Annotated in this window: 14 protein-coding genes; 12 read left to right on the forward strand and 2 right to left on the reverse strand. The window is 43.7% G+C overall.

Annotated elements, in window-relative coordinates; genetic code table 11:
- Window positions 1–2 precede the first annotated feature (2 nt).
- The 4 genes from J2736_RS00660 to J2736_RS00675 all read left to right on the forward strand — a co-directional run bounded on the left by J2736_RS00660 (window position 3) and on the right by J2736_RS00675 (window position 11567).
- Window positions 3–7313: a PKD domain-containing protein gene (locus J2736_RS00660; protein ID WP_310222527.1), complete on the forward strand. Its 7311-nt coding sequence runs from the start codon at window positions 3–5 to the stop codon at window positions 7311–7313.
- A gap of 110 nt (window positions 7314–7423) precedes the next feature.
- A complete protein-coding gene (locus tag J2736_RS00665; protein WP_310222529.1) occupies window positions 7424–8224 on the forward strand; it encodes a Cof-type HAD-IIB family hydrolase in 801 nt (266 codons plus the stop codon).
- 119 nt (window positions 8225–8343) lie between these two features.
- A complete protein-coding gene (locus J2736_RS00670; RefSeq protein ID WP_310222531.1) occupies window positions 8344–10134 on the forward strand; it encodes a hypothetical protein in 1791 nt (596 codons plus the stop codon).
- Window positions 10135–10139: 5 nt separating this feature from the next.
- Window positions 10140–11567 carry a glycosyltransferase gene (locus tag J2736_RS00675; RefSeq protein WP_310222533.1) on the forward strand — a complete coding sequence of 476 codons (1428 nt, stop codon included), beginning with the start codon at window positions 10140–10142 and terminating at the stop codon, window positions 11565–11567.
- 73 nt (window positions 11568–11640) lie between these two features.
- On the opposite strand, the gene J2736_RS00680 is transcribed toward J2736_RS00675, so the two are convergent.
- Window positions 11641–11733, reverse strand: a complete 93-nt coding sequence (locus J2736_RS00680) for a YjcZ family sporulation protein (RefSeq protein ID WP_310222535.1) — start codon at window positions 11731–11733, stop codon at window positions 11641–11643.
- A gap of 148 nt (window positions 11734–11881) precedes the next feature.
- On the opposite strand from J2736_RS00680, the gene J2736_RS00685 reads away from it, so the two are divergent.
- Window positions 11882–12967 (forward strand): hypothetical protein, encoded by a 1086-nt coding sequence (locus tag J2736_RS00685; protein ID WP_310222537.1) that lies wholly within the window; start codon window positions 11882–11884, stop codon window positions 12965–12967.
- 65 nt (window positions 12968–13032) lie between these two features.
- Here the strand turns inward: J2736_RS00685 and J2736_RS00690 are convergent, their stop codons facing one another.
- Entirely contained in the window at window positions 13033–13662 is a 630-nt protein-coding gene (locus J2736_RS00690) for a nitroreductase family protein (RefSeq protein ID WP_310222539.1), read from the reverse strand.
- A gap of 204 nt (window positions 13663–13866) precedes the next feature.
- On the opposite strand from J2736_RS00690, the gene J2736_RS00695 reads away from it, so the two are divergent.
- From J2736_RS00695 to J2736_RS00725, 7 genes are all read left to right on the forward strand, one after another.
- Window positions 13867–14148, forward strand: coding sequence for a hypothetical protein (locus tag J2736_RS00695; RefSeq protein ID WP_310222541.1), 282 nt, complete (start codon window positions 13867–13869; stop codon window positions 14146–14148).
- A 71-nt stretch (window positions 14149–14219) separates the two neighbouring features.
- Entirely contained in the window at window positions 14220–14693 is a 474-nt protein-coding gene (gene queD, locus J2736_RS00700; protein WP_310222543.1) for a 6-carboxytetrahydropterin synthase QueD, read from the forward strand.
- A complete protein-coding gene (locus J2736_RS00705; protein ID WP_310222545.1) occupies window positions 14693–15373 on the forward strand; it encodes a 7-carboxy-7-deazaguanine synthase QueE in 681 nt (226 codons plus the stop codon). Before queD ends, J2736_RS00705 begins: the two co-directional genes overlap by 1 nt.
- A gap of 65 nt (window positions 15374–15438) precedes the next feature.
- Window positions 15439–16134 (forward strand): 7-cyano-7-deazaguanine synthase QueC, encoded by a 696-nt coding sequence (queC, locus tag J2736_RS00710; RefSeq protein ID WP_310222547.1) that lies wholly within the window; start codon window positions 15439–15441, stop codon window positions 16132–16134.
- Window positions 16135–16163: 29 nt separating this feature from the next.
- Window positions 16164–16841 carry a response regulator transcription factor gene (locus tag J2736_RS00715; RefSeq protein ID WP_310222549.1) on the forward strand — a complete coding sequence of 226 codons (678 nt, stop codon included), beginning with the start codon at window positions 16164–16166 and terminating at the stop codon, window positions 16839–16841.
- Window positions 16838–18229: a sensor histidine kinase gene (locus tag J2736_RS00720; RefSeq protein WP_310222552.1), complete on the forward strand. Its 1392-nt coding sequence runs from the start codon at window positions 16838–16840 to the stop codon at window positions 18227–18229. The genes J2736_RS00715 and J2736_RS00720 overlap by 4 nt, the downstream gene beginning before the upstream one ends.
- Before the next feature lie 108 nt (window positions 18230–18337).
- Window positions 18338–21451, forward strand: a complete 3114-nt coding sequence (locus J2736_RS00725; protein WP_310222554.1) for an efflux RND transporter permease subunit — start codon at window positions 18338–18340, stop codon at window positions 21449–21451.
- Window positions 21452–21453 lie beyond the last annotated feature (2 nt).

The following is a 21453-nucleotide window of genomic DNA, read 5'->3' on the forward strand; positions in this document are numbered from 1 at the left end:
ATTTGGATTTAGGTTTGGTAAGAAAACGTGTCAAAATGTTAAGTATTTCGCTTTTAGCTATAATGGCTTTGGAGTCCAACGTTATACAATACTTAGGTGAGGAGCTAATAGCATTAGCCGCTCCTCAAAATACGGTAACCTCTGGCATAGCTTTCCCTTATGGGGGCGCTGAGGAGAAAAATTCAAAGTATTACGCTGCTGCTAGTTATTTATCTGGTGGCTTAGTTAACATCACAAACATTCCAACGGGTAATGTCATCAAGAAAATTACACATAATGGGGAAGATATAACTCCGCCGTCTGCTATAGGCGTAAAAGACTATTCCGGTCCGATTAATGACACACATAGTGGTACATCGATAACCGTCACCTCAATAGGTAATGAATCTGCTCAAGGCTATTACGCTTGGTACAGGTATCTCCCAGGAGGTTCACAAGGATCCAACTGGTACGCCGATGTATTTGATCAGTATGGGAGCGCTAAAAAGATAAGCTGTGGTCCGGATAATTTCGGCCCAGCCGCTTATCATAAATCCGCTCGTACAACCACTCCTGAGGATACCATTAACGGTTACCAAATGACACGATATCCTGGATGTCATTCTGCTGATTTCAGTTCAGAAATAGGATCACTTAGTATGAGCGCTGTACGAGATGCTGATAGGGGCTACAAAACCTCTGGTGGTGTGGAGGTACCTGATTCTGTTGTTACCGGAGTTACTGCAACCAAAGCTGAGGTAAATAATGATATTTCATTGATAATCTCCGGTCCTAATGGTAAAACTGGAACCCCTAGGTCATCCGCAATTAGCAATGTAAGTGTCACCCCCAACGCCAACAACGCTGGAGAATACCGAGTTAAATTCCATCAAGACTTCACTGATTTTGTCGACGGCTTCGACTCAATGTACGAAATCCCCCCAACAAACATCGCAAGAGTTGCAACATACTACTCAGCTTTCCTCGTCGACCTCCAAGGCTCCACTTACGAATACGACAGCGAAGTAATCGTCGAATACGAGCCCCCACCAAACGCACCCAATCTTAGTAGCGTTGCCATCACAGCACCTTCGTGTGTCGAAGCGGGAAAACCAGCAACTTTCAGCTTCAGTTTCTCGAACACGGGAGGCTCAGCAATAACCACAGCTTTTACTGCGAAGGTTATGGTCGATGGCTCTTTATTGCAAACGTACAACTACACTGGCCTGGCGGCAACGACTCCAAAGAATGAAACATTCACCAAGACTTTCGCAGGTACTTCAATGTACAGTGTTGGGGTCTTCATTGACACTGTTCCGGGCGAGAGTAATACCGGAGACAACAGTAAGTTAATTACTATAACGCCAGTAGCCAGATGTGCCGCCACACCTATTCCCGAGCAGATTACCGGAAGCTTCACATTGGATAAGACCACTATGCCATACGGTGACGATAACTGGGCGATGCCGGTTAACGTAACGGTTAATGGAACTGATGGTAGCGGTAACTCTTGCAAAATTTCCCGTTTCGGATTCATATTCGAGCAAGATGGTCTCATTGCTGATGGTGTCGTAAACACATCTAGCCCCTCACCTGGTAGCTTTGCTGGACCACCATATCCGAGGGGAATGGGTGAAGGAACCGTAAATGTCACCATGAAGATATTCTCTAGTTGTGGAGGTTCTAAGATAGTCGGCCCTCAGCCCTTTACTATTACTCTCGCGGCAGGTAACAACAATCCCCCATTTTTCCAACCGGGTTTCTTCACCAATCACAACACCAACAATTTCCCCGCAATTGATGAAGTTGTAGTCGGTAGCATGATCGACCTTGGTATCATTAAAGACAAAACGCGCACACCTAACGAACCCTACGATCCAGAAGGTGATGGCTTCTATTTCAACTGGGATTTCAAAGGGAGTTCCGATCCTTGGATTAGGAACCTTGCTGATACCTCAGTAGGATATGGGTTCAACGAGCTAGCTTACGATGGGGATACCTACCGTAACATCAGAGCGGACGTATTAGGTATGCACACTGTTTCAGTTACTGCTTCCGACACCCGTGGTGCTAAATCCGGAAGACGATCAGCAATAATAAACATTGTGAAGCCAAACCCAATTCCTATGTGCTCTGCACCCTCGGAAGTCAAAGCAAATCATCCCTTAGCCCCTAATGTTATCAACGCTGATAAAAGTCGTAGCCCAATGGGCAGAACAATCGACCATTCAAAGGATGTTTGGACCAATAAATTGTCCTCTTACGAAAATAATAGTTTGGCGGATATTACTGTGTCGGTTACATTAGAAAAAATTTATGATTCCGCTGGACTGGCATCTGAAGATAACAGTACTTGTAACATTATTGTACACCCCGATTATCCCCCCATTGCAAAAATAAACGCACCTGCTTTAGGTATTCGTGGCGAAGATTACGATATTTTAAATGAATCCTACAGTACGGATGGTGACACGATCACACAAGTTCTTTGGCAAATGAAGTATGACAAAGACAATGATGGTGATTTGAACGAAGAGGCTTGGGAATCTATCTCAGGCGACCTCTACAAGTCTACATTCAACCCAACAAAAATCGGTAAGTATCAATTCAAATTACGTGCTGTCGAGGAATTTGGTGCATATGCCGAAGCTGAGTCCACAATAATGGATGTTACCAACCAAGCTCCTGAAGTGTCATTCGATCTTACAGGTAACGGACCCAATCCAGATTCTAACCCACCAACCATCTACAAGTCTGGGGACATCATGGCTAATTGGCCACTGGTTGCCACCAACACTAATAACGCGTTGAGTAAGCTTCCAACTTACAATTGGCAAGAAGATAACGGAACTTTAGCAACTGGTGCGGGTAAGGGGAAAGAGTCACAAATAGCTGGCGTAAACATCGTAAGCACTCCTGCAGGTATCGGAACTGTTACAGCTTACACCACACAGTTCAATGATAACGGATTAGGCAGGAATGGTTTGTCGATCTACAAAGCCATGACGGCACCTACTTCGGGATATTCTCAACCTTTATTTTATCCAAAAGCGGATGGGACACCTGGGAATTGGGTTAGTGGTGCAACTCCTATCTCGTCAGACAAGACTCATTTGTATTTCACTGGGACTGCATCTTACGATAACCCAGCGCAAATATTTTATGCGTTAAACAAAAACAAGATAGGTCGTTACTCACAAGAATTTATAATGGATGGTACACCTTGTTCAGGATGTTTTGCAACCTTTACGCTCAAGCATTTTTGGCTAGATGGTAGTCCTTACGACTATATCCTAAATAGAGACAGTCTTCCTACAGGGCAATTGGCTTCCACAAGGGATGTCCCAGTTTTCATAAATTCTAGTAATACTGGCACTACGATTAAAATGACTGACATCGTAGGAGCCACCGTTCAACCATATCTTGCTGAAAAGACAGTTTATTTGGTATTCAGTAAGTCTGTTCCTGTAAAGTACACAACATATACCGGTGGAGACGACGGTGACGTGTCTTACCCGCAGTACACGAATGGATATGGTGCTTGCTCCTACAAAGCTTTAACTGGCACACTAATTGCTTGTTTCGATGCCCCTGGGGTTGGTGTCAAAATGACTTTAACCAAAGACGATCATCTCCTCATCCTTACTGATAGCGGTGGTTCCTACAGCGCAAATGGTTATTTTGGCGATGGTTTCTACGAGGTCGATCTTTATGGTAATATCGTGAAAACTGGTACGATCCCTACCAACAACCCAACAACTTATGTGACTTACGAAAAGAAATACGTCCAATGGCCTCAGACTGAGACTCCCAGATCTTTTGTTCCGGCCCAATACGACACTGCTAGCTGTTCCTTTGCCCAAGCACAACAACCATACAAGGACAATCTTGGTAATACTTATTTTTATGAGACCAAGACTTGTCGGGATAGTGCCGGTAATGCAATGACCCCCACAGATCGTAACGTCAGGTTTTTCCCTGAGTTGGCGTTAGGTGTGTACGTCGCCAAGTATGATAAGAATTTCAAAGTTGTTTGGCGCTCAAGAACTGGCGGAAATAACTTGTCATTCAGCGCCGCTTGGACTTACGATTGGCAGAATAACATCAACACGATGATCGTAAACTCAACCAACAACACGATTTTGACCAGAACCTTGTACAGTGTTGCCGGGTCGTGGGGTGATACTTACTCTACGGTTAACAACGTCATCGATATGACAACTGGTGGTGTCTGGGCGTGGGGTGGCGTGCCGTTTAACGGTATGTCTAAAAACATGCATGTTGATGCTTGGGGCAATTATCAATCCGGTTGGTGTGCCGCTACTATCTACAATCAATGCAGCAACATACAAACTGGGGGCAACTCATTCCGTGTAGCTGGTACACTTGGCTTCTTCTCAAGTGCCACTGAAACTATCGGGGAACGTGGAATAACCGAGTACGTTGGTGACGGACTACTCTTGTCGTCTTACATGATTCATTCATGGGTAACTGGCTACAACAGTCCTCCTTATGGTGATACCGTTTATTGGATCGATAAAGGTCCTGTGGATAATGCTCCTCCAGTTAACATCCAACGCTATCAGTACGGGCAGTTTATATCTCCAAACGTTTTAAATGATGCCGAGTTAACATTCAACTTTAAAACCGAACAAAACAAGATTGACACTAATTTATTTGGTTATTCGTTCCGTATGCAAGACGGAACGAATCGCTATGCTTTGGAGTTCGACGGAGTAACAATGTTCCTGTCTAAGTATATTAATGGTGTGCGGACAGTAATTTCCTCCTCACCGTACAATATTCAAGACAGTAAGAGTTACAACGTCAGAATTAGAACTGCTGGTAACATGATAAATGTGTGGGTCAACAAGGTTAACTACTTCAGCGATATCATTGATGAGAGTTTCCCAGTTAGCGGGAAGTTTGGTGCTTTCTCGGATAAGTCATTCGTTCAATATAGCGTAATGACTACCAAGGCTTATGTCGAAGCCGACTTGTGGGCTGCTGACTACGCGATTCTCGACGAAAAGACCAACCTTGCTGAACTCAAATACGATAACATCAAATTTGATGATCCTGAGCTTGATCCTATTGCAGGGTCATTCGCATGGACCTACACGCATACTCCGATGTTCTTAAACAACGGAGGGTTATCTCCACTAAGCGGACAAAGTTTCACAACCGGGCAACCTATTTTTGATCGTGTTGGTAAGTGGGATATTTCTTTGAAAGCTAAAGACGATCCGTATCCGGCATTAATCTACAAGTTTCCTAGCATGGTATTTGACTCTTATCGTAAAAATTCCAATACATTCAAGAAAACCATAACAGTTCATCGTAGACCTGTTGCAGCCTTTACAGCAGTTATGCAACCTAACGGGGTAATTGCGTACACTACCGAGAATTACGACCCTGATCGCTTCGATTATTCAACATTAACTCCTGATGTTGGGTATGAGACAAACCGCGGTATTATCGAAGAGCGGTGGTATTACATCACTCCTGATGGAAATGTCGTGAACTCGAAGTTAGATCGTGTGAATGATTCAGGAACTTACACCATTGTTTTGCAGGTTAAAGACGAATATGGTGCTTGGTCTTGGCCAGTCTCCGAGATAATTGATGTTGCTGCACGTCCAAACAACCCACCTAGCGTATCTCTAATCTATCCGGGGGGTTCCGTCGATAAGCCAGATTACTTCTGTGTTGGCTGTAATGCTACCATAAACTGGAGTCAAACTGACGTTGATCCTGACACCACTTTTACTGCCTTCGAGATTTACATTGGGCGAATCAGCAAAGATATGTGGGGAACTGTCACTGAGTACGAGATGAGTTCCGGGGTAAAAGCCTTCAGCTCTAAGGATTCTGTGTACAGTTACATTGCAAGTACGGTCACCGGGGATATCAACTACAAGTATCGAATCAGGGTGCGTGTAAAGGATGAGGTTACGTGGTCTCAATGGAGTAATGATGGTTTCCTAGGAAGCGTCATACCGCCTACGGTACAATTAACGTACCCTACCGGCACTCTCGCCAATCCTTCTGGAATGTCATCAAGAAAACCAACGATCACCTGGAATCAAAATGATCCTCAGTTCAATAATATTAGCTATCAAATCGTTTATGTTAGTGACGAAGCAGGAAACGTTATTGATTATGGGTACATCAGTGTTCCTGTCGCAGATAGGACGAAATCTACTGGATCCTGGACAATGACAGTTGACGCTCCCTTAGGTGCTAAGCTACAAGTTAAGGTGAGGGTAATGTCATCCAGTGGGATTTACTCAGCTTGGTCAGACATCGGTTGGATGACTTCCAATAGTCCCCCGACGGCAGTTATGTCCAATCCGTCTGGCACACAAACAACACCGACGATTGTTAGCACAACAAGACCGACCTTGGAATGGAATCAGACCGACCCTGACATTGGCACGTTATTTTCACATTTTCAAATAGAGGTCACGAATGAAGCTAATGATGTTATAGTGGTGGATAGCGGCATACGCGAACAAAACTCAACTTTAAATACGGGGAGTTGGGAATTACCAACTGATTTGCCTGCGGGACAAAAGCTGCGAGTGCGAGTGCGCGTGTTTGATGGTTTTGTGTGGTCTAGCTATTCTCCGCAGACTTGGCTTTACATTAATAGAGTGCCGATTGCTGATTTTGATTGGACGCCAAAGCCTGTTTGGGAAGGGGATATGATGAACAGCATAAATAGTTCTTTTGACCCTGACGGTGATGCACTCACCTACTTATGGACCGTTCAGGAGCCAACTGGTGTTGTCAAAACGTATACATCCATCAACTTCTTGCAGAAGGTTACTGAACCTGGTGATTACGAAGTGACCTTGACTGTTACAGATGGTTTATTGTCTTCAACTGCGATTAAAACAATTATAGTCTTACCTCTTACAATTCAATCGGAAGTCACTTACACGGCGCAATGGTTGATTTTTCATAATGAAATGGGGCACCAAACAGATGTAATTCCGAAATCGTTTTATTCCGGGGAGATATTTGTTGTAAGCAGCCAGAGTGCACCCGCCCCAGTTGAGGAAGTGATTGCTTGGATTGACACGATGGGCTTGGACGGGCAGGCTTTATATGTATTGGAAAAATTAGTACCCGAGTTAGGTGATAGCACAATGTTTAGGGGTGAGCTTTTTGATACCCAATTCTTATCCTTCTCGGAGGGATTGCCCCGAGGGCTTCAAACGATTCATTTTCAGATTACATACAGAAATGGTGTTATCAAAAAGGAGGATATTCCAGTCGAAATCATTGGGAATGTGCAGCAATCTGTTGGTGTGCATCGGGTTCAATGAAGTGGGAGGCAGTTATCGACCGATAACTGTCTTTTTACTGTAAATTCGGTGAACTGTAATTGTGCTTATGGTACAATAATTTGATAAAAAGCGACGAGGGAGAGAATACCTTGAACTATCGATTAATCGCACTGGATGTTGATGGAACACTTTTGAATGATGATCACGAATTAACAGACCAAACCATTGAAACCATTCAAGAAGTTCATGATCAAGGCTGCCACATTGTACTATGCACGGGGAGAGCGCCTGCTAGTACGTTGCCTATTCTTGAGCAATTAGGCCTAGAAGGAACGATGATCACACATAATGGGGCAGTAACCGTTCATGCGGATGAACGAGGGCAGTCGTTAGTGAACGAGTTTTCTTTTGAAATCAGCGAAATTGAATCGATGTTAGCTTACGCGCGGCGAGAAGGGATTCACTTTGATGTATGCACGGCTTTCAATATGTATATCGAGCGTGTCGGTGAGTATGAGAAGCAAATGTATAAAAAATTTCTAATTAGTCCTAAACTTGTGACGTCGGTCTCAGAGCTTGGCGTTCCGATTGTAAAATTCACTCTTTTTGCTCAATCTGAGGTTTTGGATCGTGTCCAGCGGGATTGGGAGGAGCAGAAGTTGTATGGAAATCTACGGATGATTCGCAGTGGTGAATTGTTCATTGATGTCATGAGTCCTGAGGCGAATAAAGGGAATGCTTTGAAAGCTTTAGCAGCTTCTTTAGAGGTTGATCCACAGGCGATTATGGCGATAGGAAATTACTATAATGACCTCGAAATGATGGCTTTTGCAGGACTTGGTGTTGCAGTTGAGAACTCTCCAGATGGTGTAAAAGAGGCGGCAGACGCAGTTACTGCTTCTAATAATGATGAAGGCGTACATCAAGCAATTCGAAAGTACTGTTTATAATATAAAATCCGGATAAAATACCTCGGTTTTTGAGGTTTTTTGTCGTTTTAGGGGTTTTTAGTACTTATTTCCTATGATAGAATAAATGAAAGACTAATAGACGATGGATGTGATATGTAGTGGGGAAAGATGTGAAGTCATATTCTAAGAAAGAAAAAGCAGCCGCGATAATGGTTGGTACTGCATTAGTAGCTGCGCCGTTTTTATTTGATTCAACACAAGTTGATGCTGAAACTATAAGTACACCTCCGCCAACTGAAGCGCCGACACCAACGTTTTATGCCTCCAATGATAAACTGGGAGATACTTTTGTTCCACAATCAGGGAATATAGATATTTTAGATTTAAATTTGATTTATAAAAAAAATATTTATGATTATCCATCTTTTACAGTAACTAGTAGTAATGATGCGATTGCATTTAACGAACCGGGCTATGATTCAAGTGGGTTGTTGAAAATTCATCCAGTTTCCTCAGGGACTGCCACATTTACAGTGATTATTAATTCTTGTGAAATAGACACGTTTCATGTGACAGTAGATCCATCCATATCAGTAGAAAGAAAATTTGATATAAATGATGCTGTGAAAAAAATAACTACCAGTCCTAATGAATACGCATTACCAGCTGATGTTGGACTTCTTCTAAGTAATATTGGACCAATGAAACCTCCAGGCACAAAATTGGGAAATCATGCACCTGAACTTCTTCCAGATCAAATACACGATTATAATTTAGAAGAAGGTCAATTGGTACATTTATATGATAGTTTGAGTACCTATTTTAATGACTCGGATGAAGATATGGTCTCTGTCGATGTAATTCAAATTCATGACGATCAGCAAACAGGTTACCCAGCTGCATATTTGGAGAATTTAGCTGAGGGAGCTACTGATTACTGGGTATTGAATGCTTATAGACCAGGAGTAAGTAAATTTGCCATTGTAGCACGTGATGGTAATGGTGGTGTAACAGAATCGCAGCCATTTACGGTTAACGTTTATCCGAAGCAACCTCCGTTTCCTAATGTTGATAACTCGATCGTAAATCATCTTTTGCAACAAGGAAATAAATTGAATTTATCTTCAAGTTCAGAACTGGATTTAAGTGAAATATTCTATGACGCAATAGATGGTACAAATCTTACATATGCTGTTGATGTCAATTATGGTTGTGGGAACGTGACGACTTTAAACATGCCAGCAAGTATTTTGTCATTCAGTAACATAGCTCAGATATCAGGTAATCCAGGTCCTTTTACCGTTACTAATTTGAAAGCGACAGATAAAGATAATCTTCCAGTTAACTTTAGCGTAAATATTAAGTTAGAAACGGCTCAAAACGATTTTAATAAAAAAATGACTCCAACTTTTAATATGTATGAAAGTAATGAAGCTGGTGTGAGTGATTATACTATTGATCCTGCCAAGTATTTCTTTGATTCAGGAAAAAGTTTAGTAGGAATCCAGCAACACCATGAAGAAAACGAATCTGTGACTGCTTCCGTTTATCAGAGTAATAAAATAAAGTTTGTTGCAGGAACTAGCCCAGCCTTAAGTTCGAGAATAAAGTTATTATCGTCTACTAGTGGCGGACAAGAATGGTTCCAAAATGATATTGTATTTAATCTCATAGAACCAGAAATTACGTCAGGAACAATCAAAGTTAATCTGAATACTTTATATCCGTATTTCTTAGGAACAGATTGGGATAACTTTACTACTAACTTCAGTTCAAATGTGTTAGTGAGCAGTACCGCTTCTGTGGCGCCTTACTATTCCGGTTCGTATGTAATTACAATCGATGACATACAAAATACTAGTACCGTTCTAACGATTGATCCTGATGCAAATAAAGCAAATAGTGGCTCTAGAACGTTTACAATTCCAATCTTGAGACCGAACAACTGATCCAGATGTTGAATTATAATCACTTAATCATTTTAATCCAATCCCAAAAGCTCCAAGAAGCCGAAGCCGAGCTTTCACAAGCTATTCGCAAGAAACCTCTCGAAGCGCAACTCTGGGTCATGCTAGGCGAAACACTGCTCCTTCAGCAACAAGCAGGCGCAGCGAAGCGGGTCTTCGACCGGGCTTGGCTGCTAGACCCGCAGGCAAAGTGGGTTAATCACATCTACAAGGCGATGGAGAAAATACCAGTTGGCGAGCTGCGCCAAGATATAGAAGATCTTTTGTATGTTCCCAAGGTGACAGTGACCGCGGCTATTTTATCGCGCAATGAGGCCGCGGATATTGCCAAATGTATCGTTGCCCTGCAAGGGGCAGTTGATGAAATCCTGCTTGTGGATTCATCAACGGATGATACACGACGGATCGCCATGCAATATCCGAAGGTAAAGGTTGTCCCCATAGAATGGGAAGACAACTTTGGTGCAGCACGCAACATCGGGCTACAACATGTACATACGGATTGGGTGATCTGGATCGACGCTGACGAGGTGTTGATTACGGAGGACGTCCAAGCTATTCGCGAGGTTGCCAGTGTTTTTCACCATTTAGACATCATTCCAGCCCTACATATCTGGCATCTAAATCGAATAAACGGTACGATTCAACACGATTTCTCTCAGGTACGGATGTTCCCGGCACAACGAGGACTTCGCTACTACGGACGCATTCATGAACAAATCGGAACGGAGCAAGGCATTTATCAGCCTGATACGTATCGAAGAGCAGTCAAAATCCGCCTGGATCATATCGGCTATGATCCAGCAGTCCTTCAAAGCAAAGGCAAGCTAGAACGCAATCTTCGTTTACTCAAACTTATGGTTGAAGAAGAACCTGAAAATCCTGGTCATTGGTTGTATTACGGGCGGGAGTCATTGGGGCTCGGCCAAGAGGAGCAAGCACTAACAGCGCTACTTGAGGCCGAGCGCCTCGGCCTACAAACAAAACTCTTTGGCCGCATGTCTGAGATTTACCGACTCCTCATCCAAATCGTGATGCAGCGCAAAAACTATTCCGAAGCAGAAGCCTACTGCCACAAGGCGCTTGCGCAGTCACCTGATTTCCCAGACGCGCATTATTTACTAGCGCAGGTGCGTATGCGGCAAGCAGATGAACTGCTGAGATCGGCCGAAGTGAGTATTAAGCAGTCACTCCAAACTCTCCCGAATTACCGCGGCAGCGTTAGCGCCGACTATCTCATCGGCGAGTGGAAGGCACCTGCTGCTCTTGGGGAGCTGGCTATGCGATCTGGTAAGCTGGCTAGGGCGGAAGAGATTTTCAACAAGCTGCAGGATAAACCAGGCGCTAAAGAAATGATCGGTGCTAAGCTTCAAGCGATTGAAACAGAGCGACAAAAGCTTAATCAACCGAAATAATGCCCCAACAAATAGAAAGACGATCACCATGCCTCAAAGGGCTGGTAATCGTCTTTTTGTTGTTACATGAAGATTAGATAACGAATGCACTAGTGATGATCACAAGCAGGATAAAAAGAACTAAAATCGCAGCTGCTGAGTTACCTCCTACTACTGACATGGACATTCCCTCCTTTCGTGATGATTGTTATAAGATAAGATATGTAAGTGGGGGCAGAAGTGTATAGACGAATATCCTGATTACTCATATTTTGGTCGATAATGGGCATGATACAGAAGAATGACACAAGATCTGTAGAGGAGGCGAGTAAGTCGTGGCCGATATTATGCTAAGACCCGACCTGAAAACAGCAGGCGGCGAAGTCTGCGATATTATGTACAATGGGGAGTTTGTCGGTACGTTAACGCTAGTCTACAGGGAATCGGATCGTCTCAAAGGCGCGATTCATCTGGAGCAGCAATCCATTACGATTGTGAATAAGCAGGCTGTATATGATTTTGCACAATCCTATATTCAGGATGTGATTGATGCACTTGGAATCGCCGAGTGTGAGGTAACCGTCAGCTATAGTGATTATGATTTCGTGATTGTGACGGACCATGCGGTTCAGCCATCACCGTTTCAGGAGGATTTTATAAACAGTGTAGATCTCTTGCATGATGATGAACTGGATTACTCCTGGCTAAGGGAAGATCTCAGCTTGGATGAAGAGGACTCTGAATTGTCTCCCGAGCAGCTGGATATGCTAGAGGAACGCAAGAAAGAACAGGGCTATGAACTTGTTATCGTGAACGAAAACAGGAGCAGTGTGGAATATCATGTGTATGATAAGGACGCAGAGCTGATTGCTGAAGCGGTCCTACACATATATGGGTCAGAGGTAATCGGAGATATTTCATGGAAGTTTGATCCATTTGATGAAGAGATGGACATTGTCACGGAGTTGATGGTGGATGACTTCAATGAAGAGCAAACGGATTCGTTCGTGTTCCATATGATTTACCATGGAGAAACGGTGGATACGGTGGAATTAACACATATTGATATGCTGGATTTGGTCGATGATATCCAATCAGAAGATGATATGTGGATTCCAATGCGTGATGACTACTCGATTGTGCTGGTCAGAGACGATTTGGATACGTTATCGTATGAAATCTATCAAACATCGTATGGTGATTTACCGATTGGAACTGCAACCGTGGATATTAGCTCGCGGCAGCTTACCGGATTTATTGATTTCCGTGAACCCGGAGATTCCGATGATCGGGAATTAATTGCGACTTTGCTGTTAGACGAGCTTGATAAAGAGAAAGAATACGAAACCTTCAATTTATCCATGCTGTATCGGAATAAATTGATCGATGAGATATTGTTTGAGACCGAACAATATCACTAGTACACAAAAAAGGCATGATCTCTCATCCTAACATGAGAGTCATGCCTTTCATTCATTTTATAAGATTAGAACGTGTTAGAAACTGTGATTTGATCAAGGGAGAAACGGCCTGCAGAACGTGCTGGAGTAGCAGCTAGACCAACAGTGATCAACATAACCGGTACATAGCGCGCTGGAACGTTGAAGGCTTCAACGAATTTAGCAGCATCATAACCACCCATTGGGCAAGTGTCATAGCCAAGCGCTTTAGCAGCAAGCATCAAGTTCATAGCAGCCAAGGAACCGTTACGAATAGCTTCATCACGAGCAACTTGTGGGTATTGGTAGGCACCTTCAATTTGTGCAACGAGTGTATCCATCACAGCTTGTGGAAGGAAGCCTCCAGCTACAGCAGGACCGAAAACAGCTTGCGCGTTTTTATTCGCTTCAAGATCACCAAGAACAGCGATAACAACGGAGCTTTCCACGATTTGTTTTTGACCATAAGCGATTGGAAGTAATTTCTCTTTTTGAGCTTGGTCGTCGATGACAAGAAGTTTCCAATGTTGAAGATTCCAAGCAGATGGTGCTAGGGATGCGGAAGTTAGAATTTGCTCAAGATCAGCTTGTGGCATTGTGTGCCCAGCTTGGTATTGTTTAACGGAATGACGATCTTCAATAACTTTTAAAACTTCATTTTGTACTTGTGTGCTCATTAAGGATCCCTCCAAGGATAAAATCTATCTATGATTGCTCAGTCGCCAAAATCGTATGCGTTAGTGTTTGGAAATCAAACTGCTAACTGTATACAACACGATAACAATTTACTGTAATCTTAAATGTTATAGTTCGTATTGTCAAGAGAGTCTTTCCCGTTGTCGTAAAATGTTGGATAATGGAAAAAGAAAGGGGCTGTCCTCTTGAAATTAACGCAAAAAGAGTTGAATCACCTTGTTTTTTTGAGCGAAGTCGTGTTGACAGGGAAAAAGAAGAGTCTAATGGACGAAACTCTGCAATGCTTACTCTATATTGTAAAATCACTTGAAGAAGTCGAGCTTCCTGATTCTGTAGTTGGACAAATTGAGCGGTTAACTGCTTTAATTGAAGCAGACTTGCGTGATGAGAATGAACGGATGCAAGAAATCCGCGGACACCTAGACTGGATGCAAAAGAAAGAGCGAAATTCTTCCATGCCATCCTAGTAAGGTGACAAACTGTCTATTTATGATATAATGTAGAGTACTGTTTTTTTCGAATAGATGAGGTGATAATAATGAGCTATGAAATCCCAAGAAATGTGCAAGAGTTGGGGCGTGACATCCAAGAGAACCAATTGAAATATCACCATAAATCCGTTTTGATTTCCAAAGAGTTTACGTTTGATAGTGCGCATCATCTGCATTGTTATGATGGAAAATGTAAAAGTCTACATGGCCATACTTATAAGCTGCAAGTGATTATGCGGGGAAAAGTAGATAGCCGAGGAATCGCAATTGATTTTGGAGATATTAAACGTATTGCGAAAGAACGTGTGATTGATCGCTTGGATCACCGATATTTGAACGATGTGCTGCCGCCGATGAATACGACGGCTGAGAATATGGTGGTTTGGATTTATGAAGAAATTCACCAGGCGCTGCTGGATGAGAAGCTGTATCCAGCTATTTCATTGGACGAGATTCGCCTCTGGGAAACGCCGACTAGCTATGCAGCCATCACTCGCTCGATGATGGAGGAGGATCTGTAATGCGTGATATCCGCATTCCCATGGTCGAGATCTTCGAGACGGTTGAAGGGGAGGGAACCCGTGCGGGGTTCCCGACGATCTTCGTCCGTCTTTTTGGTTGCAACCTGCGCTGCACATGGTGTGATACCACGTACAGCTACCCTCCAGCGGAAGCGGAGAACGTTATGACCATTGCTGAGATTATCAGCAAAGTTCAGACGTTCCGCTCCCGGCATATTTGCCTTACAGGCGGCGAGCCGCTTCTGTATGGCAACAAATCGCTTGCGCTGATCGAAGCGCTCGCTGAACTCGAGCAGGTCGATGACCTGCACATCGAAACGAACGGCGCGATTGACTTAGCGCCATTCGTAGACCAAGTCACATCACCAAAGGTTCGCTATGTGATGGACTTCAAGCTGCCTGATTCAGGTGAAATGGATCAGATGATCTACAGCAACTTCGAGCTGCTGCGCGAGCAGGATGAATTGAAGTTCGTGATCGGCAGCGATCTTGATTTCCAGACGGCAGTCGATGTACTACAGAAGTATCCGACTAAGGCGCTGCCCATGTTCAGTCCCGTGTGGGAAACGATGCCGCCGCGTAAGCTGGTTGACTTGATGCTAGCTGAAGGACTATCGAAGGTGAAGTTGAATATGCAGCTTCACAAAATTATTTGGGACCCAGCGATGCGAGGCGTCTAGCCTTGAAGGCATTGTACGCCATGTGTACAATGCCATTTTCTAATTCTATGAGTGAGGTGCGAAGTATGAGTGGAAATAACAAAAGAGCCGTTATTATTCTTAGCGGCGGTTTAGATAGTACGACATGTATGGGATTAGCCAAAGAGGCAGGCTATGATTTGTTTCCGATTTCTTTTGACTATGGACAGCGTCATAAGATTGAAATTGAGAATGCCAAGCTAGTTGCTGAGCATTACGGTGTTGCAGCGCGTCATAAAATTATTAAGCTGGATTTCCTGCGTGATTTCGGCGGCAGTGCATTGACAGACGATACGATCGATGTTCCCAATGTGACGAGTGCTCCTGAGACTGAAGAAATTCCAGTGACTTACGTACCGGGACGGAATCTCTTGTTTCTCTCCATTGCCACGTCGTATGCAGAAGTGACAGGCTCTCAGGCCATTTATATTGGTGTTAATGCTTTAGATTACAGCGGGTACCCGGATTGTCGTCCTGAATTTATCCATAAGGTAGAAGAGGTAATCGCATTGGCTACCAAGGTTGGCGTGGAAGGAAAGGGCATTACAATAGAAACGCCTTTGATTTCTTGGACGAAAGCGAAGATCGTAGAAGAAGGCTTGAAAATCGGCGTACCTTATGAACTGACAACGTCTTGCTACAATGGAAAAGCAGAAGCTTGCGGCGAATGCGACAGCTGCCGATTGCGGTTGAAAGGTTTTGAAGAAGCGGGCTCCAAGGATCCTATCGTTTATCTGACCTAACTGTAGGGTGTAAGAAAGGCGGAACAAGCATGACTCGTATTATGGTTGTTGATGATGACGCAGATATTCGAGAGCTCATTCGCGTTTATTTGGCAGGGGAAGGCCTAACGGTTGTGCAAGCTAGCAATGGCCAAGAGGCGCTAAGCCTCATGGTTACGTTGCCTGCTGACTTAGTCGTATTGGATGTTATGATGCCTCTGATGGACGGCTGGGAGCTGTGCCGCGAACTGAGGTCTCATTACCCGGAGCTGCCCTTACTCATGGTGACGGCGAAGAGTGAGTCTGTTCATAAGGTGAAGGGCTTCCAGCTCGGCACCGACGATTACTTAGTAAAGCCTTTTGATCCCGTTGAGTTAGTGATGAGAGTCAAAGCACTGTTGAAGCGATATCGCATTCATTCTTCTCAAGTCATTCTCATTGGCGGGATGACCATTGATCGTACAACTTATGAGGTTCGCTACCAGGATCAGCGGATTACGCTGCCATTGAAGGAATTCGAGCTTCTCTATAAGTTTGCAAGTCATACAGGGCAAATTTTCACGCGTACGCAGCTGATTGAGCAAATTTGGGGGATGGATTACGAAGGCGACGATCGCACGGTTGATGTCCACATCAAACGTTTGCGAGAACGCTTTGAGCCCTACTCGGATGGTTTTCAAATTACAACGATACGCGGCTTAGGGTACAGGCTTGAGGTGAAGGCATGATCAAATCGTTATATTTGCGCGTGGTTGTAACCTTTTTAGCAATTGTAGTCCTAAGTGTTCTTGTCGCTTTTCCGTTGGCCATGTACTTTTTTACGAATATGATTTCGACGCAGTTTCAATCCGAGATGTTAGCCGTTGGACGACAAATTGTCACGTTAAGCAATGAAGTGCAGCCGAAGAACCTGTATTCTTTTGTAACGGGAAGCAATCGATTAAACGAAAATTATTTGTTCACGTTATTTGACGCCAAGGGAGACTCATTCGGGGATATTCCTACTGTCAATGGGAAGCCGCGCATTCAATCTTCTGAGGTTGCTGACGTTTTAAAAGGACATATATATAAAAGCTTGGATTTCGCTGCACCCTTACGCGGGATTAACGGGATCAAAGTTGGCGTGCCGCTGATCGTTGGCGATCAGAGCTACGCGTTATTCATACATACGAACATCACAGATGCTGCACGCAGACAACTCCAGACCTTGATCGTATCTGTGCTTACCATCGTTTTGGCTGTTGGGAGCCTTCTCATACTCATTGCTTCGCGTTATTTAGTTAATCCCTTGAAAAAACTGACTATAGCCACAGAGAAGCTGGCTCGAGGCAATTTTAATGTCAATGTTAACGTAAATAACAAAGACGAATTGGGTATGCTCGCGGAAAGCTTCAATCATATGGCTGGAGAGCTCAAGCAGCTGGAGCAGATGCGGCAAGATTTCGTTTCGAATGTATCCCATGAGATTCAATCGCCGTTAACATCGATTCGCGGCTTTTCTAAAGCATTACGGGAGTCTGATATCGCTGATCATGATCGGATCAAATACTTGGAGATCATCGAACGTGAGAGTGAACGACTGTCTCGACTAAGTGAAAATTTACTGAAGCTCGCCTCCTTAGAGTCGGAGCATCATCCCTTCCATCCCTCCATTTATGATCTGGATGAGCAGCTTCGGAGGATTGTTGTTTTCTATGAACCGCAATGGTCTGCAAAAGAACTAGATATGGATCTAGCCTTACCACGTGTGAAAATATTTGCGGATGCGGATCAATTAAGCCAAGTATGGATGAATGTGATAGGCAATGCGATCAAATTCACGCCGACAGGTGGACATATTTATATCAAGCTGGTTCCCCTGCGAGACAGGGTTCAGATCTGGATTCAGGATAACGGAATGGGCATTCCGGAAGAGGAACAGGGGCGGATTTTCGACCGTTTCTATAAGGTGGATCAGGCAAGGCAGCGTGATAGTGGCAGCGGTCTGGGGCTTGCCATTGTTCGTAAAATCATTGATATGCATGATGGAACGATTGAGGTTCAAAGCGAGGAAGGCAAAGGCACATTATTTCTTATTGTTTTACCGACGACTCATTCACCAACTAAAAAGAGTTAACTGTGAAAACTTGGTAATGTTCACCAAGTTTTTTTACTTTGTTCATATTGAGTTCATATTGAACCTGTATCTTTAATTTCACAATCATTAGTTGAGGGGAGTACAGGAATGAATCGACTCACACATTTTTCGATGAAAAACGTTTCCGCGTTATTCATCATCATGATCATGCTTTTTGTAGGCGGCTTGTATTCAGCAACACAGCTGAAGGAAGAGAACATGCCGAACGTTTCCTTCCCTGTTGTGGCCGTTACAACAACCTACACAGGCGCTCCAAAGGACGTAATGGATGAAATTACCGTCCCCATTGAGAAGAAGCTGGCGAATCTAGAAGATTTAGATTCCATGCAATCGACTTCAAGTGATAATTTCTCGATGGTTATTGTATTCTTCAAACAAAATGTCGATATCGACAAAAAGAAGCAAGCTGTACAGGACGCTTTGTCAACCGTTTCCTTACCAGCAACCGCTGGTGCGCCAAAGGCATCTACCTTCGGTGCAGCATCCTTCCCTTCGAATTATTTAGTCGCCTATGCGAACGAGGGTGTCAGCCAAACGGAGCTTGATAAAACGTTCAAAGATACGATTAAACCAGGTCTTGAAGGTATTAAAGGGATCGACCATATGGACATTATCGGTGCCAGAGACACCTCGCTCGACATTGAGCTGGATGCATCAGCACTAGACGTATATGGTTTATCACCAGGTATGGTGAGCAATGCCATTAATACCGCCGCGACGAAAACTCCGATCGGTGCTGTTGAAATCGATGGAAATAGCAAAATGACCCGTGTTACGGGCAATTTGTCCAGTTTGTTTGACCTCCAAAAGGTAGAGATTACAACCCCAACTGGTGCTATTGTTACCTTGGATCAAGTCTCCAAAGTCAAATCCATTACGGAATCAGATTTCAATGGACGTCTCGATGGCAAACCAGCGATTGGTATGATTTTATATAAAGCTGGCAGTGCCAACGCGGTGGAATTCTCAGATGAAATTGAGAAGAACATTACGGAATGGAAAACAACGATACCGAACATTGCGTTTAAAAGTACCTTCGACAGTGCTGATCAAATCAAAGAATCGATCTCTGGACTTGTCCGTGAAGGAATTGTAGGAGCAGTCCTTGCTTCTTTAATGATTCTAGTATTCTTACGGAATGTACGTATGACACTCATCGTACTTGTCTCGATTCCGCTGTCCATTTTGATCACATTATTATTAATGTCGACATTAGACCTTACACTCAATACGATGACGCTTGGCGGTATATTTATCGCGGTCGGACGGGTTGTCGATGACTCGATTGTCGTTATTGAGAACATTTATGCTTCCTTGGAAAAAGCGCAGGAACGCAAAGAGTCCGTTATTGCTCTAGCAACCAAACAAGTATCGATGGCGATTACGTCATCTACCTTGGCTACTGTAGGGGTATTCGCTCCACTTGCTTTGGTAACAGGGGTTGTAGGTGGTTTCTTCCGACCTTTCGCTTTAACAATCGCTTGTGCACTTCTTTCATCCTTAATTGTAGCTTTAACGGTTATTCCGATGCTTTCGAAATTACTTGTTTTGCGCAGTAAACCGGGCAAGGTTCAGCATGATGAATCTGCGCCAACGAAGTTAACGATGTTTTATGAAAAAGTGCTTACGTGGAGCTTGAAAAATAAAATTAAAACGTTATTAGTTGCCTTAGTCATGCTTATTGGGACGATGGCTGGAACGATACCGTTCTTATCGGTAGCATTTTTACCTGCTTCAGCGGCATCACATATCATGTACTTCCAATTAAAAATGCCTTATTCCACATCATTTGATGCAACAGATAGCAAAACAAGAGAAATTGAAACTACGTTGTTAGACCTGAAGGATTCCAAAGGCGAGCCCGTATTTAAATTTGTAGAAGCTCTAGTAGGATACGCAGGCAGTGATGATGACCGTGTCCCTTACGCGTCTCAGATTTTCCTTGAAGTTAATGAAAATGTGGATCCCGCAAAAGTACAGGAACAAATGAAAGCTTATATTTTGTCAGAGTTACCGGCTGGTTCTGAAGTTGAGCCTAAGTCCATGGAAGGTGATTTCGGGGTATCAAGTACAGACTTCGCTTATACACTCCAAGGGGATGATCAGCTTCAATTAGAAAAAGCGGCTAGCATGGTGAAGGAGAAATTGAACACGTTCCCTGAGCTTGCTGAAGTTGAAGATAATTTGAGTGACGCCAAAACAGAAATTGAAATTGCCGTTGATCAGAAAAAAGCTAGAGCCTATGGCTTAAGCGCAGCATCCGTTCGAGATGCGGCACGGACATGGATTTCAAAGCAGAATCTGGGCGATATGAAGTTCGATAATATTGTCTATACAACAACAGTTTCATTGGAAAAAACGGACAGAGATTCCCTAGAGAAACTGGGCAATATTCCGTTAACAGCTCAGAATGGCTCAACCATTCTTTTGAAAGAAGTCGCGAAAATCAATGAAACGAAAGGCGCTGCCTCCTTGGCTAGGGAGAATCAGTCGCAGCTCGTGAAAGTTTCTGCCAAAATTAATTCAGACAATAAAACAGCAGTAAGTGCGAAGTTAGGTACAGCTCTGAAGGAGCTTGAGCTGCCAGAGGGTGTTACACCGCACGTTACAGGTGTATCTGAAGATGTTAACGAAAGCTTTACTCAGTTATTCGTAGCGATGGCTGCAGCTATTTTCGTAGTTTACTTAATTATGGTGTTAGCGTTCGGGAATGCAAGTGCACCATTTGCGATTCTGTTCTCACTTCCTCTAGCTGTTATTGGCGGACTCTTAGGTCTCGTCATTGCACGAGAGCCGTTGACGGTAACGTCGATGATCGGGTTCCTCATGTTGATCGGTATCGTCGTTACGAATGCGATCGTATTGATCGACCGTGCACAACAGCTGCGCGAAGAAGGTTATACCGTACGTCATGCCTTGATTGAAGCAGGGAAAGTCAGACTTCGACCTATTATCATGACAGCTGGTGCAACTATTATGGCGTTAGTACCTTTAGCGCTTGGGATTTCAGCTGAAGGTGGATTGATCGGTAAAGGACTAGGGGTTGTTGTTATCGGTGGATTGATTACTTCGACACTCCTGACGCTAGTCGTTGTACCTATTATTTACGAGTTGATTGAAAGTATGAAAAACCGCATCAGTAAGATGTTTAATCGGAAAAAAGGTAAAGAAAAAATGACAACGAGTTCGTTAGAGGTATAAGG

The organism is Paenibacillus qinlingensis, from assembly GCF_031455095.1.
GTDB classification, from domain to species: domain Bacteria; phylum Bacillota; class Bacilli; order Paenibacillales; family NBRC-103111; genus Paenibacillus_E; species Paenibacillus_E qinlingensis_A.